We start from the raw sequence: 14,429 nt of genomic DNA on the forward strand, positions 1-14,429 counted from the left end.
GCAAAATTCATTACTAATCCGGCAAATACAGGGAGTATCTCCCCATATTAAAGTATCCCTATTGTGCCGAACGGAGTGAAACATCTCTTTTTTCGATAAGAGATACTTCACCCCGTTTGGTATAATTGAAATATTTAGAGCCTGTTTAAATACCCAGTTTTTTAGCTATTTCTTTTGGCAGAGCATCTTTATGTATCACAATACTTAAGGTCTTATACTTCACAAAAGTTTCGGAAGCATACCACAAGCCCTTATACATACCGGCTTGTCCCCACGAGTTTTTTACCATATAATACTTTGCACCATTCTGGTCTTTGGCTATTCCGTATATCTGCATGCCATGATCGTCGGTTGTTTCCTGGTTGTCGAAAGCTGTTTGACGCATTTCCTGTGTTATTATTTTTTCTTTCACCGGCCCGCTTTCCACTTTCGATTTCAAGGCATTGTTCTTATCCAGTTGCGAGAGCCCGAGCCAGTGCGCCTGATCGGAACCAATATTTTCGGGTGCTTCTTCGTCCGGTATCACGGCAATTCCTTTGCGCGAGAAACCGATTTCGCTGACATCGGACGCCCACGCTACAGTGTATCCGTTATTTATTGCATTATCGAAAACTTCCATAAACTCGTCGATAGGCAGATTGTAAGAAAGTGCCCAGCGCCAGTTGTCCGGAATTTCTAATGCAAAAGGAGCATAGAACGGATGGTGTGTAAACGATGTCAAAGAAATATAATCTTTAGCATCAAGGGCTAACGACTCGCGAAACGATTGCGGGGTATAACTCTTTCCATCATAGTCGAAAGTTTGAGGCAATACGCCGAAATAGGCATCAAGTATTCCATTGAATCCCGCTATCCATGCTGTAGACAGACGCCTGTTTTTGTTGGCCTTTATAGCTGATACATAACCGGAAAGCCCCGACTCCAATTCACTATGGCGGTGCATATTCTCTCCATAGTTTAATCCTGAATAAACATTATTGGGAACTATACCGTATTCGTTCAATGTTTCTATTACATCGGCAAAAGAGCCACCTTGCGCAAAGTTCAGATGTCCTCCAAGCCTTACATATTTTTCAGCTTTATCTGCATAATTGCGGCGGACGATATACATTTCCGAAAGGTCGTGCTCACCTTTTCCCATCCGTATGAGTTCCGACTCAAGGAATCCTACTGCCGAGAAACTCCAGCAAGTTCCGCTATTCGACTGGTTTTTAATTGATGTGATAGGATTTTCTTTTACTACAGTAAATTTATAACCCGACTGTGCCGACAGGCTCAATGCCAATAGCAGGATTGGCAACAATAATAGCTTTTTCATCTTAATTTATCCTTCAGTATTTTGTGTATTGTTTAAGTCCTCCTGTGCTTTTTTCAATTCAGGATATGCAACCCTGAGGTGCCGCATGCTCACCAGTTTCTCGATAAAGACCTCTTTCGATTGCTCAATATCCTTGAAGGTTATCGGAGCATTTTTCAGCAGACCATCGGCTACCTGACTATCTATCAATCGGTTTACAAGCTCCGATATGGCCTCCTTGCTATTATCCTTCAAGCTGCGCGAAGCAGCCTCTACAGTATCTGCCATCATAAGCAAGGCTGTTTCTTTCGAAAAAGGATTTGGCCCCGGATAAGTGAAGTCTGCTTCGTCTACTTCCTCGTCCGGATGCTTGTTTATGTATGAGTTGTAAAAATATTTAGCCTTACCTTTACCATGATGCGTTTCTATAAAGTCGATAATCTGCTGCGGAAGGTTGTTTTTCTTTGCTATTTTAATTCCCTCTTCTACATGGTCTATTATGATACGGGCGCTCTCTTTCTCCGTCAGCCCCGCATGAGGATTCATTCCCTCCGACTGGTTTTCGGTGAAAAATATAGGATTTACCATTTTGCCTATGTCATGGTATAAAGCTCCCGTGCGCACCAACGTTGCATTAGCCCCTATACGGTGTGCAGCCGAAACCACCAACGTGGATACCTGCATCGAATGCTGGAAAGTGCCCGGAGCTATTTCCGACAACTGTTGCAGCAACGGCCTGTTGGTATTGGATAACTCTATCATGCTGACTTCGGAAATAAAACCGAATACACGTTCGCACATATAAACCAACAGGTAAGCAAACGACACAAAGACAAAGTTGATACAGAAATATACATACAACCTTGCATTTTCTTTTATCAGCCCAATGTCGCCTTCTGTACCAAGCACCCAACCGGTATAGGCTACTATATAAGTAATCAATATAAACAATGAGCAGTAGACCAACTGCGAGCGTTCCGACAGATTCCTCAGGCTAAAGATGGATACATAGCCTGCCAATATCTGCAAAACGATGAACTGGGCCATTTGCCCTACAGGTATCATCAAGGCTGAAATGACAACTATTACCGTGTGGACTGTCATTGCCGTACGCGAGTCGATAAAGGTACGTATAAGGATTGCAGGTATGGCAAATGGCACAAGATAAACTAAACTGAACATCTTGCTATCTGCCACCTTAGCTGCGATAATGGTAAACACAAGAACCAAGAGCAAAATGAATATTATATCCTTGCGGTTTTCGTATTCCCGCGGCCTGTAGAATTTCAGGTAAAGCATTAGCGACATGACAAACAAGGTTATCATCACAAACTCGCCCAGGATAAGCCATCCGGGTTTCGATTTTGTGCCCACCTTGCTTTCTATTTCACGCTTGTACGAATCGAGTATGTTTTTGGTGTGAAAGTCAACGATTTCGCCCCTGTCTATAATTTTTTCGCCCGATTGCACCTCTCCTTCATACAGAGAAACCTGCTTCAACAAATCGTCCTTGAAACTATTCGACCTTTTTTCATCGAAAACGATATTGACATTGAGATAGTCATTCAGATTGAGGGACAATAGCGTATTTGTATCTACGTTTCCGGGAGCGTCGTCCACTATCTTGTCGTATGCCTGCCGCGGCGTATAAAACGATGCCACATGCCGCATTCCCGCAATATTATTGTCGTCGAGCAAATGGAGCTGCTTCTTTTTTAGGTTCTGCACCTTTTCGTAGTCTTCTGCCGATACTATCCCGGCTTTGTAGACCTCCGCCAGTTTTCGCGAAACATAGCTGATATATTCGTAAGGAATACTCTTTGCATTTGCGTCTTTTGCAAACTGCGAAACAGCTTTCTTCGACACATCTTTATCGGTCTTGTAATAGGGCTGGTATGTTTGGAGAATGCTATCTTTTTCCTGATTTACCTGATCTTCCGATTTGTGTACATGAAAATTGAAGGGCGCCGTCAACAGCCCATACTGCCAAGGACGGTTTTCGGCATACACATATTCATATTTCCCTTCGCGGGGAAGAAAATATGTTATAATCAAAATAGTAGCTATAAAAAAAAGAGGCGTAGGTATCTTGATCCTACTGTCTAGTATCTTATCAATTTGAGCCATAACAATATGGTTTAAAACACAAATCTACTAAGATTATTCCAAATATGGGAAAGATAAATGCAAAAAGCCTTTAGTAAGTGTTACTAAAGCTCAAGGACATTTATTACCCTTTCTACTGCGCCGGCATTTGTCCTCACATAATCTCCGGCATGTTTTCCGGCAACATTAAGTATATCATCGTACTGCAAAAACTCATCCATAAGCCCTCTGAAAGACTGGTAGTCGGAAACGGAATAGCCTCCTCCTGCTTCGAGCAACTGCTGAGCCTCCCTGAACTTCTTAAAGTTAGGGCCAAAAATCACAGGTATGTCATATACTGCCGCTTCGAGTACATTGTGTATCCCTACTCCAAAGCCACCGCCTACATAAGCTATCTGCCCATAGCGATAGGCAGAAGACAAGAGCCCGAAACCGTCTATTATCAGGCAATCGTAATCGTGCATCATGGCAGGTATCGCCTGCGAATAGCGTATATAAGGACGCTGAAGATTGCCCTCTATATACTTCAAATGGGCTTCATCTATTTCGTGGGGTGCTATGATAAGCTTCACATCGGTGGCACTGTTGAAGTAAGGGATTATCACATCCTCATCTTTAGGCCATGTGCTGCCGGCTACGATAATCTTTTCGTTTTCCGATTCGGCTTTCCGAGCAAAGGTATCCACAATATCCAAAGGCTTAGCTTGCTTGCGAACATCCAAGACCCGGTCGAAACGGGTATCTCCGCATACTTTTACATTCGTAATATTTATAGATGCCAATAACTGCTTCGAGTTCTCGTCCTGGACACAAATATAGTTGTAATATCCCAGCAACTTTCTCATTACCCCTCCGTACCATTTGAAAAAGATTTGGGACGGGCGGAAGATGGCAGAGATCATAAACACCGGAATATCGTTCTTCTTCAACAGGTTTACGAAGTTGTACCAAAACTCATATTTGATGAAGATAGCCTTCTTTATATTGATCAGCCGAAAGAATTTCTTTACATTCCTCCTTTTATCGAATGGCAGGTAGCAAACGATGTCGGCATAGGGATAATCTTTGCGCACTTCATACCCCGACGGAGAGAAGAAGGTAAGTAATATCCTGGTATCCGGATGCTTCCTTTTTATTTCTTCTATGATAGGCCTTCCCTGCTCAAACTCGCCCAGAGATGCAGCATGGAACCATATATATTCGGCATTGGGGTCGGCTTTTTCTTTTAGTATCTTATATGCTTGTTTATGCCCGGCAATCATTTTCCGAGCCTTTTTGTGGAAGGGTGAAATGACACGCACAATAAAGGCATAGAGGTATATAGCCAGATTATAAAATATCATATCAGAGAGGTTTAATTTCGCGGATTGCCGTTTCCAGACGCTTTACAGTCTCCTCTTTGCCTATGGCTTCGGTTATATCGAACATATGAGGGCCTTTGGATTCGCCTACAATGGCAAGCCGGAAGGCATTCATTATGTTTCCTAAATGATATCCTTTCGCTTCTATCCAGCCTTTTACTACTTCTTCCTGATTATGAGATGAGAAATCGCCGATCGAATCAATTACCCCGGCCAGTTCCGCCATTTGTGTAGGAGAATCTTCTTTCCAGCGTTTTTTTACTACTTTTTCGTCATAAGCAGCAGGCGCAACAAAGAAAAAGGAAGATTGTCCCCAAAGCTCTTTTACGAAATTGACCCGTTCTTTTACAAGGCTGACTACTTTTTCTATATAATCCAAAGACACATCTATCCCGTTTTCTTCGAGAAGGGGATAAAAGAGTTTTGCTATTTCGGCATTTGGTTTTTGCTGTATATATTGGTGATTGAACCATTTTCCTTTTTCGTAATCGAACTTCGCACCGCTTTTACTGCATTTTTCCAACGAGAAAAGCTGTATAAGTTCGTCCATCGACATTATCTCCTGGTCGTTTCCGGGATTCCAGCCCAGCAAAGCCAGAAAATTGACTACGGCCTCCGGCAAATAACCGCTTTCGCGGTATCCTGATGATATCTCGCTGGTCTTCGGATCTTTCCATTCCAACGGGAATACAGGGAAGCCTAAACGGTCGCCATCGCGCTTGCTCAGCTTTCCGTTGCCCTCCGGTTTCAACAGAAGCGGAAGGTGTGCAAACTGCGGCATTGTGTCTTTCCAGCCAAATGCTTCGTACAACAGGACATGCAAAGGCGCAGAAGGAAGCCATTCTTCCCCGCGTATCACATGTGTTATTTCCATCAGATGGTCGTCTACAATGTTGGCAAGGTGGTAAGTTGGTAGGTTGTCGGCCGACTTGTATAGTACTTTGTCGTCGAGCACAGACGAGTTGTATTTCACTTCGCCCCTGATAATATCGTTGACAATAACCTCTTGCCCTGCGTCTATCTTGAAACGCACCACATATTGGTTGCCCTCATCTATCAGCTTTTGCACCTCTTCTTTCGTCAGGGTAAGGGAATTGCGCATTTCGTTCCTTGTAGATGCATCGTATTGGAAATTAGGGACAGATGCGCGTTTTGCCTCCAATTCTTGAGGAGAGTCGAATGCTATATACGCCGCACCTTTTTCCAGCAAGATATCTACATACTTTTTGTAAATATCCCTTCTGTCCGACTGGCGGTAAGGAGCATAGGCACCACCCAAGTGGGTTCCTTCGTCAAACTCTATTCCGAGCCAGGTCAGGGCTTCGATAATATACTCTTCGGCTCCCTGAACGAAACGCTGGGAATCTGTATCTTCTATGCGGAGGATAAAGTCTCCGTTATTCTTTTTAGCAAACAAATAGTTGTATAATGCTGTACGTACTCCCCCTATGTGCAGAGGACCTGTAGGACTTGGCGCAAAACGCACCCTTACTTTTTGAGACATATCATATCCTTTTTGGAAACAGGATACAAAAATATACAAATATTATGAAACATGACAAAAAGACATTTAATTATTCGACTAATAATGCCATACAACATACTACCTTTTACATAATTGTCTATATTTGTTGTTTAAATAATGTAAAGACAATATATCGCAAGCAATTTGCACAATTCTTGTTCTCTTTATTCTAAGTACACTGTAAGACAAAATGAATTTCAAACTCACATCCAGTTTCAAGCCTACCGGAGACCAGCCTGCTGCTATTGCAGCCTTATCGGAAGGGGTAATGCAAAACATCCCTGCGCAAACGTTATTAGGCGTGACCGGCTCGGGAAAGACATTTACAATAGCAAATGTTATCCAGAATGTAAGGAAACCAACTTTGATACTGAGCCATAATAAGACATTGGCAGCTCAGCTTTATGGCGAGTTTAAATCTTTTTTTCCCGAAAATGCGGTAGAATACTTTGTCTCATATTACGATTATTATCAACCGGAAGCTTATATCCCTTCCACCAATACATACATAGAGAAAGACCTTTCGATAAACGATGAGATAGAAAAACTACGGCTGGCATCTACAACCGCCCTGCTGTCGGGCAGGCGCGATGTAATTGTCGTTTCGTCCGTATCGTGTCTCTATGGTATGGGTAACCCCGAAGACTTCGAGCATTCGACCATATCTATCAAAGTAGGGCAAAAGCTTGTACGCGATGTCTTCTTGCGCCGGTTGGTAGACGCTCTTTACTCGCGGAACGAAATATCGCCCGTTGCCGGAAACTTCAGGGTAAAGGGCGACACTGTCGATGTATTCCTTGCATATGGCGACCCGATAGTCCGTGTTGTATTCTGGGGCGACGAAATAGAAAGCATCGAATGCCTTGACCCGTTGAGTGGAGTTAGAATAGATAAATACGACGAATTCCGCATCTACCCGGCAAACCTCTTCGTGACCACTAAAGACAGGATGGACAGGGCAATATCCGAGATAGAAATAGATATGGGACGGCAAGTAGAGTTCTTCAACTCAGTAGGACGCCCGCTAGAAGCCAAACGCCTGTACGAAAGAGTATCATACGACCTGGAAATGATACGCGAAGTAGGGCACTGCTCGGGTATAGAAAACTATTCCCGCTATTTTGATAACCGCAAGCCGGGCAGCCGCCCGTTCTGTTTGTTAGACTTCTTCCCCGACGACTTCTTGATGGTGATAGACGAAAGCCACGTTACTATCCCCCAAATACGGGCGATGTACGGTGGCGACCATTCGCGCAAAGAGAATCTTGTGGAATACGGATTCAGGTTGCCGTCGGCATTAGACAACAGGCCATTGAAGTTCGAAGAATTTGAATCGCTTGTGCCGCAAACTGTTTATATCAGCGCCACCCCGGCCGACTACGAATTGATGAAATCGGAGGGTGTAGTGGTGGAGCAACTTATACGTCCTACCGGGCTTCTCGACCCTCCGATAGATGTACGTCCGAGCCTCAATCAGATAGACGACCTGATGGAAGAGATACAGATACGTGTAGAAAAAAACGAACGAACCCTTGTCACCACCCTTACTAAGCGTATGGCGGAAGAATTGACGAATTACCTGTCGGACAATGGCATACGATGCAGTTATATCCACTCGGATGTAGACACACTGGAACGGGTGCAGATCATGGACGACCTGCGAGCCGGAGAGTTTGACGTTCTGGTAGGGGTCAACCTTCTGCGCGAGGGACTCGATTTGCCGGAAGTATCGCTCGTTGCCATATTGGATACCGACAAAGAAGGCTTCCTGCGCTCGCACCGTTCGCTGACCCAGACCGTAGGACGTGCTGCCCGTAATGTAAACGGGAAGGTTATCTTTTATGCCGACAGGATAACTGAAAGTATGGAAAAGACAATAAATGAAACAAACCGCCGCCGCGAGAAACAAATGGCATACAACGAACAACACGGCATCACGCCGCAGCAGATCAAGAAAGCCCGCACATCTGTATTCAATAAAACGAAAGAAGACGAAAACACTAAGGGATACAAGCAGGATACAAGCCTGGCTATAGCCTCGGAAGACCAGATAGCATACATGAGTAAAGACGACCTGCAAAAAGCTATTGCCAAAGCAAAAAGACAGATGGCTGCTGCCGCTAAGAAACTGGAATTTCTTGAAGCCGCCCAGTTTCGCGACCAGATAATAAAGCTTGAGGACGAACTAAAAGCGAAAAAATAAAGCTAGAATTAAGAGTCTATTAGGAAATATTACAAATTGGTTTTTTCATCTAAAAAAACAGAAGCTCTTCACTGTCCTGTACTTATGTGAATCGACAGGCTCGACAAATCGCCCATCATCTTATTGCAGGCTATGAAGTAGTGCGTTTATATTTGCTGTAAACAGCCTTACAGCAATAGCCATAAGTATGATGCCGAAGAATTTACGCATCACATATACTCCGCTTACCCCCACAATGCGCTCTACTACGTTCAGGTATTTCAACACCAGAAATACAAGAACCATGTTCAGGAACAGGGCTATGATTATATTGGGTACTTCAAATTCGGCACGCATAGACAGCAACGCCGTAAATGTACCCGGCCCCGCTATCAGAGGGAAAACAATGGGAACCAATGTACGCGAACCTCCCGGCGCATCGTTCTTGAATATTTCGACACCAAAGATCATTTCGATGGAAATAATGAAAATAACCAATGCACCTGCCACCGCAAAAGATGATACATCGACATTGAAAAGTTTCAGCACCCAATCGCCGACAAACAAGAATGCTGTCATTATAATAAATGAGTACACAGCAGCCTGCATAGGGTTTACATCCTTTCCTCCTGTCTTGAAATTAAGAAAAATAGGCACTGAACCCAAAACATCTATAAGAGCGAAAAGCACAACAAAGGCACTTAATATTTGCGTAAAATCGAGAATATTCCAATTCATAACCTTTCGTTTTAAAGTTACTTAACAAAGGTAAGTAATTTTGGTTCAGTACACAAAGTGATATATAACATGAAAATTTTGTAAATTTGTATAAATATATATTGTACCCCTCTATGAATAAATATGGATTCGCCCGTGTAGCTGCCGCTTCACCAATGCTGAAAGTTGCTGATTGCAACTACAATACCAACGAAATAATAGACATAATAAAACAAGCCGAAGCAAAGGATGCCGCCGCCATCGTATTCCCCGAACTATCGGTAACAGGATATACCTGCGGCGACTTATTCCTGCAACGCCTGCTTATCGGCCAAGCAGAAAAATCTCTGGCGCAAATCTGCACAGCGACCAAAGGGCTTTCCATTACGGCCATTATTGGCTTGCCTGTAGAGATAAACAATAAACTATATAATGTAGCCGCCGTTATCGGCAATGGAAAAATATACGGAATCGTACCCAAAACATTCCTACCTAATTACAACGAGTTCTACGAAAAGCGTTGGTTTTCTTCGTCCGATGAATTGAATGAAAATACAATTTATCTGTGCGGACAGGAAATCCCGGTAGGCATCGACCTCATATTTTCGGCTAAAGGCTTCAACTTTGCTATAGACATTTGCGAAGACCTGTGGACTCCGATACCGCCATCGAGTATATCTTCGCTTTATGGGGCAGAAGTGATATTCAACCTGTCGGCAAGCAACGAGACTACAGGCAAACATGCTTACCGCCGGGCATTGGTAAGCCAGCAGTCGGCACGCTGCATTGCAGGATATGTATATGCAGCATCGGGAAATGGTGAATCAACTACCGATATCGTTTTTGCAGGCAGCAGCATGATAGCCGAAAACGGTGCGCTGCTGAACGAAGGGGAGCGCTTCTCTTTCGAAAGCCGGATGATAACAGCCGACCTCGATATAGAACGCCTAAGGAGCGACAGGCTGAAAAACAAGTCGTTCTCAGCTACCCCATACAATACCATTTTGAACGATGTATATTATAAAAAAATCAATATAGAGCTGCCGGAAAATACCAATACAAGTAATATTCCTTTAGAACGTTATATCTCCCCTACGCCGTTTGTCCCTGCAAACGACAACACACTCAACGAACGCTGCGAAGAGATATTCTCCATCCAGATAGGGGGACTGGCTAAAAGGCTGCTGCATACCAATATACAAACGGCTGTAATAGGCGTATCGGGCGGATTGGATTCTACTCTCGCATTGCTCGTATTAGTCAGGGCTTTCGACAAGATAGGACTGCCACGCAAAAATATCTATGGTATCACCATGCCCGGATTCGGCACTACCGACCGCACATACAACAATGCGATCAAGCTGATGCAATCGTTGGGTGTAACCATAAAGGAAATATCTATCAAAGATGCGGTTATACAACATTTCAAAGACATAGAGCACGACATAGATGTACACGACATAACCTACGAAAACTCGCAGGCGCGCGAACGTACCCAAATACTGATGGACTATGCCAACAAGGTAAACGGGCTGGTTATAGGTACAGGCGACCTGTCGGAACTGGCTCTGGGCTGGTGCACTTACAATGGCGACCATATGTCGATGTACGGTGTAAACACAGGCATACCCAAAACGCTGGTTCGCACACTGGTGTCGTGGGTAGCTGCTACACAGATGGATAAGGCTTCGCAAATGGTGCTTGACGATGTGGTGGAAACACCCGTAAGCCCCGAACTGCTACCTGCCGACAAAGACGGGAACATTGCCCAGAAGACAGAAGATGTGGTAGGCCCTTATATCCTGCACGACTTCTTCCTCTACTATGTACTCCGCTTCGGCTTTTCGCCGGCCAAAATCTTTTTCCTTGCAAGACAAGCCTTCGACGGGCGGTTCGATAATGAAACCATACTGAAATGGCTGAAGACTTTCTTTCGCCGATTCTTCACCCAGCAATTCAAACGCTCGTGCCTGCCCGACGGGCCAAAAGTGGGTTCGGTAAACCTTTCGCCGCGTGGCGACTGGCGTATGCCGAGTGATGCTGCTATGCAACTATGGATGGATGAACTGAATAGAATTACGCTTTAAAATAAAGCATCCTGCGGAATGCAGAATGCTTTTTGCGTTTAAAGCTTTGTGTAGTTTGGAAGTCATAATACGGATATTAACCGTATAAGTAGCAAAGTTTGTGTTAAAGTTAGGAAGTCTATCTTAAAAACGTTAAAGTAAACTCTTTATTGATTTACATATATAAGATGAATGAAACTTGAAAACGTTGCATTCCCTATGAAAAAAAAATGCAATTATCTATATATAGATTTCCAAAAATCAACAACAAACACTGTAAATCAAACACTTACGCTACATTATTTTATAGTAAAATTTATAAATAAATTTATTCCCGACTCATCCACCACCGTCAATTTATGCTTTCCGGCTGCCGGGCTATACGACATTTTGTGTATATATTCTGTTTCGCCGATATATTCACCATCGAGATGCCAGAATACTTTATTGCGCGGAGAACGGTGAGCCAGTTCGAAAACCAGTTCGCCGGGAGAGCCGTCCAATTGTTTGGGTAAACTTATCACTGCATTCTGGAAAGGATATATAAATTCCATCAACTTGAGATGAGTATTGTCGCTACACTCAGGCGAATAAGGAGGCAACGAGCGATAGTCGGGATGCTGCTCCTTATAATACCACTCCCACGAGGGCGGCAGCATAAACCACGATGTATGCACAATGCCGCGGCTACCGGCACAATCGTTGTAAACCTGATACTTCATATCCCGCGACAAATGCACTAGCTTGTGATAGGTACAAACAGAAGCCTCTCGTCCTTTCTTACAAACCATCTGTGAGCCGATCTCTTCTTTCGGGCAATTCATTCCTGCCAGGCATCCGCTTTTGGTACAAACCTCTACCGACACCAGATCTTTGTCGGGACGGGCAAACCAACTGCTTTGCGGCAACGAATTGAATATGTCGAACATAACCCAACCTGCCGTGCGTGCGCCTGTCAATCCCGGACGCCCCTCGCCGTCGGCATTGCCTACCCATACGCCTACCACATACCGGGCACTGGCTCCGATAGCCCATCCGTCGCGAAACCCGAAGCTTGTACCTGTCTTCCATGCTATCCTTTGGATGGAGGGTATAGATTGCCAGTCGAGTTCTTCGGGGCGGTTTACATTGGTCAGAGCATCTAATGTCTGCCATATTGCTCCCGCCGTGAATAAGGGGTTGTGGATGCGCTCACCTTTCTTATTGTTGTCGCTATTCAGGATGTAAGCAGGAGGCTTCATTTCATAATAACGTCCTTCTTCGTTGAACATATTAAGCTGTTGCACCATTTGCAGGTACATATACGAAATATCCCAGAGTTTCCCCTCTCCTCCTCCCAGCACCAGCGAAAGCCCGTAAACGTTCGACGGGCGATTGAGTGTAGTCATACCGCCTTTTTTCAGCAGGTTGTGAAACCTCTGCACATTGTATTGGCGCAATGCCACTACAAATGGGATATTCAGCGAACGGGCAAGAGCCTCGGAAGCAGGAACAGCCCCATCGTATTGCAGGCTGAAATTCTTAGGGGTAAATCCGCCCAGATTGAGCGGTATATCGGGTAAGAGTTGGTTGGGCAGCAGTTGCCCCTCTTGCAACATGGCGCAATAGAGGAATGGCTTGAGGATGCTGCCCGTACTGCGGGGAGCCTGTATAATGTCTACCTGATTGCCCGATACGGAGCTTTCGAAATCTACATTGCCGCAATAAGACAATACTTCGTTCTTTTTTACATCGAATATTATGGCAGCAATATTTTTTATGCCGTTCTGGGCAAACTCGGCATTCCAACGGTTGAGGATAATCTCGGTACGCTCCTGCTGCATCTTGTCAATAGTAGAAACTATATGCTGCCCTCCCCTATCCTGATACAACCGTGCTACAAGGTGGGGTGCAACATTGGGCAATGGTTGCGGCTGCATAGGCAAAGGTTCGGAAACAGCAAGCTCGTAATCTACCTCGTCTAATATGCCCTGTGTATGCAGATGCAACAAGAGGCGATTGCGCTTATCGAGCAACCTGTCCCTGTTGCGGCCGAAGTGCATCAGCGCGGGCGAATTGGGCAATACAGCCAATGTAGCAGCTTCTGCCCACGACAATGTAGCAGCCTTATGCCCGAAATACCGCCACGATGCGGCTTCTATGCCTACCACATTGCCGCCCATAGGGGCATGCGAAGCATAGAGGTTGAGTATTTCTTCTTTCGAGCAGGCAAACTCTAGGCGGGTGGCAAGTATGGCTTCTATTGCTTTTTCGAAGATGGTACGCCCTTCCCTGCGCGAGAGGCGGATAGTTTGCATAGTGATAGTACTAGCCCCGCTCACAATGCGCCCGCTACTCAGATTTTGTTTCACGGCGCGGCCTATTGCCAATGGGTTTACACCCCAATGGCGGTAGAAATGGCGGTCTTCGAACTCCACAAGGCAAACCTTATATTTTTCGGGAATGGAATCGGATTCGGGAAAACGCCATTGCTCGTCGCCGGCAATGCGCGCACCCAACAGTTCGTTGTGCCTGTCGGACACTACTGTGCTATACGACACATCGAACAATGGAGACGGCAGGCAAAAGATATACCAGATAAGCAATACGGCAAAGATAGGCAGCCCAATCTTATATTTTTTTTTCAGACCCGCCCACCTCCTCCGAAGAGAGGCTACAGGGAGGCTGTGTGATATCTTATCTATTGCTTTCAGATTTTGGTTTTTGGGGTTGATATTGTCCGTTTGTCCTCTTTTCCCGTCATCCTGTCAACAGAGAGGCTATTTATTTCTTATCTTAACAAATGTAAGAAATTTCCTGTTCTGCCGATAATGTATAAGTAAGAATTATGGATGGCCTTGAGTTAAAACATATTTCTTTGTTGCATGGATATCTTTACTCAGTCATGCTGAAGGCCGAAATATCTGCGGAGGAAAGAAAAGGCTAAAAAGTAACACCCCATAATTAATGCGAATCAGCAGTTAGAATCTAGCTGCAAAATGTTCTTTTTTATACTGCGCGCAATCACAGATTGCTTGCGTCCCTTTTGGCCTAAGCCCCAAAAGGAACCAAAAGCGCTTTTGCGCCTCGCTTTGCCGTACGACCCACTTTGCGCCTTGTCGGCTGAATGAAGTGAACTAACAACAAGCCTTTGTTGGCTTGGCAAAGTGGTATAACAACGCCCCCACTTCATTCT

The 14,429-nt window shown here is 44.6% G+C and carries 8 protein-coding genes; 2 read left to right on the forward strand and 6 right to left on the reverse strand.

What is annotated here, in order from left to right; genetic code table 11:
* Nucleotides 1-145: 145 nt before the first annotated feature.
* The 4 genes from D0T57_RS06485 to gltX all read right to left on the reverse strand — a co-directional run bounded on the left by D0T57_RS06485 (nucleotide 146) and on the right by gltX (nucleotide 6,268).
* Entirely contained in the window at nucleotides 146-1,318 is a 1,173-nt protein-coding gene (locus D0T57_RS06485) for an aminopeptidase C (RefSeq protein ID WP_163272070.1), read from the reverse strand.
* Between the two features lie 6 nt (nucleotides 1,319-1,324).
* The gene (locus D0T57_RS06490) at nucleotides 1,325-3,424 is read right to left on the reverse strand and encodes an HD family phosphohydrolase (RefSeq protein WP_163272072.1); all 2,100 of its coding nucleotides are present in this window, start codon (nucleotides 3,422-3,424) and stop codon (nucleotides 1,325-1,327) included.
* 83 nt (nucleotides 3,425-3,507) lie between these two features.
* The gene (locus D0T57_RS06495) at nucleotides 3,508-4,743 is read right to left on the reverse strand and encodes a 3-deoxy-D-manno-octulosonic acid transferase (RefSeq protein WP_368666904.1); all 1,236 of its coding nucleotides are present in this window, start codon (nucleotides 4,741-4,743) and stop codon (nucleotides 3,508-3,510) included.
* A 4-nt stretch (nucleotides 4,744-4,747) separates the two neighbouring features.
* On the reverse strand, nucleotides 4,748-6,268 hold the full coding sequence (gltX, locus tag D0T57_RS06500) for a glutamate--tRNA ligase (protein WP_163272076.1): 1,521 nt from the start codon (nucleotides 6,266-6,268) through the stop codon (nucleotides 4,748-4,750).
* A 211-nt stretch (nucleotides 6,269-6,479) separates the two neighbouring features.
* Here gltX and uvrB point away from each other — a divergent pair, with 211 nt between their 5' ends.
* The gene (uvrB, locus tag D0T57_RS06505; RefSeq protein ID WP_163272078.1) at nucleotides 6,480-8,492 is read left to right on the forward strand and encodes an excinuclease ABC subunit UvrB; all 2,013 of its coding nucleotides are present in this window, start codon (nucleotides 6,480-6,482) and stop codon (nucleotides 8,490-8,492) included.
* A 120-nt stretch (nucleotides 8,493-8,612) separates the two neighbouring features.
* Here uvrB and D0T57_RS06510 read toward each other — a convergent pair whose 3' ends face one another.
* Entirely contained in the window at nucleotides 8,613-9,209 is a 597-nt protein-coding gene (locus D0T57_RS06510) for a MarC family protein (RefSeq protein WP_163272080.1), read from the reverse strand.
* Nucleotides 9,210-9,322: 113 nt separating this feature from the next.
* On the opposite strand from D0T57_RS06510, the gene D0T57_RS06515 reads away from it, so the two are divergent.
* A complete protein-coding gene (locus tag D0T57_RS06515) occupies nucleotides 9,323-11,275 on the forward strand; it encodes an NAD(+) synthase (RefSeq protein WP_163272082.1) in 1,953 nt (650 codons plus the stop codon).
* Nucleotides 11,276-11,553: 278 nt separating this feature from the next.
* Here D0T57_RS06515 and pbpC read toward each other — a convergent pair whose 3' ends face one another.
* A complete protein-coding gene (gene pbpC, locus D0T57_RS06520) occupies nucleotides 11,554-13,839 on the reverse strand; it encodes a penicillin-binding protein 1C (RefSeq protein WP_255490525.1) in 2,286 nt (761 codons plus the stop codon).
* Between the last annotated feature and the right edge of the window lie 590 nt (nucleotides 13,840-14,429).

This window comes from Dysgonomonas sp. 511 (assembly GCF_010501105.1).
GTDB lineage: Bacteria > Bacteroidota > Bacteroidia > Bacteroidales > Dysgonomonadaceae > Dysgonomonas.

Coding starts and splice junctions, on each gene's coding strand:
- D0T57_RS06485 (WP_163272070.1), bottom strand. CDS start 1,318: ATGAAAAAGCTATTATTGTTGCCAATCCTGCTATTGGCATTGAGCCTG.
- D0T57_RS06490 (WP_163272072.1), bottom strand. CDS start 3,424: ATGGCTCAAATTGATAAGATACTAGACAGTAGGATCAAGATACCTACG.
- gltX (WP_163272076.1), bottom strand. CDS start 6,268: ATGTCTCAAAAAGTAAGGGTGCGTTTTGCGCCAAGTCCTACAGGTCCT.
- uvrB (WP_163272078.1), top strand. CDS start 6,480: ATGAATTTCAAACTCACATCCAGTTTCAAGCCTACCGGAGACCAGCCT.
- D0T57_RS06510 (WP_163272080.1), bottom strand. CDS start 9,209: ATGAATTGGAATATTCTCGATTTTACGCAAATATTAAGTGCCTTTGTT.
- D0T57_RS06515 (WP_163272082.1), top strand. CDS start 9,323: ATGAATAAATATGGATTCGCCCGTGTAGCTGCCGCTTCACCAATGCTG.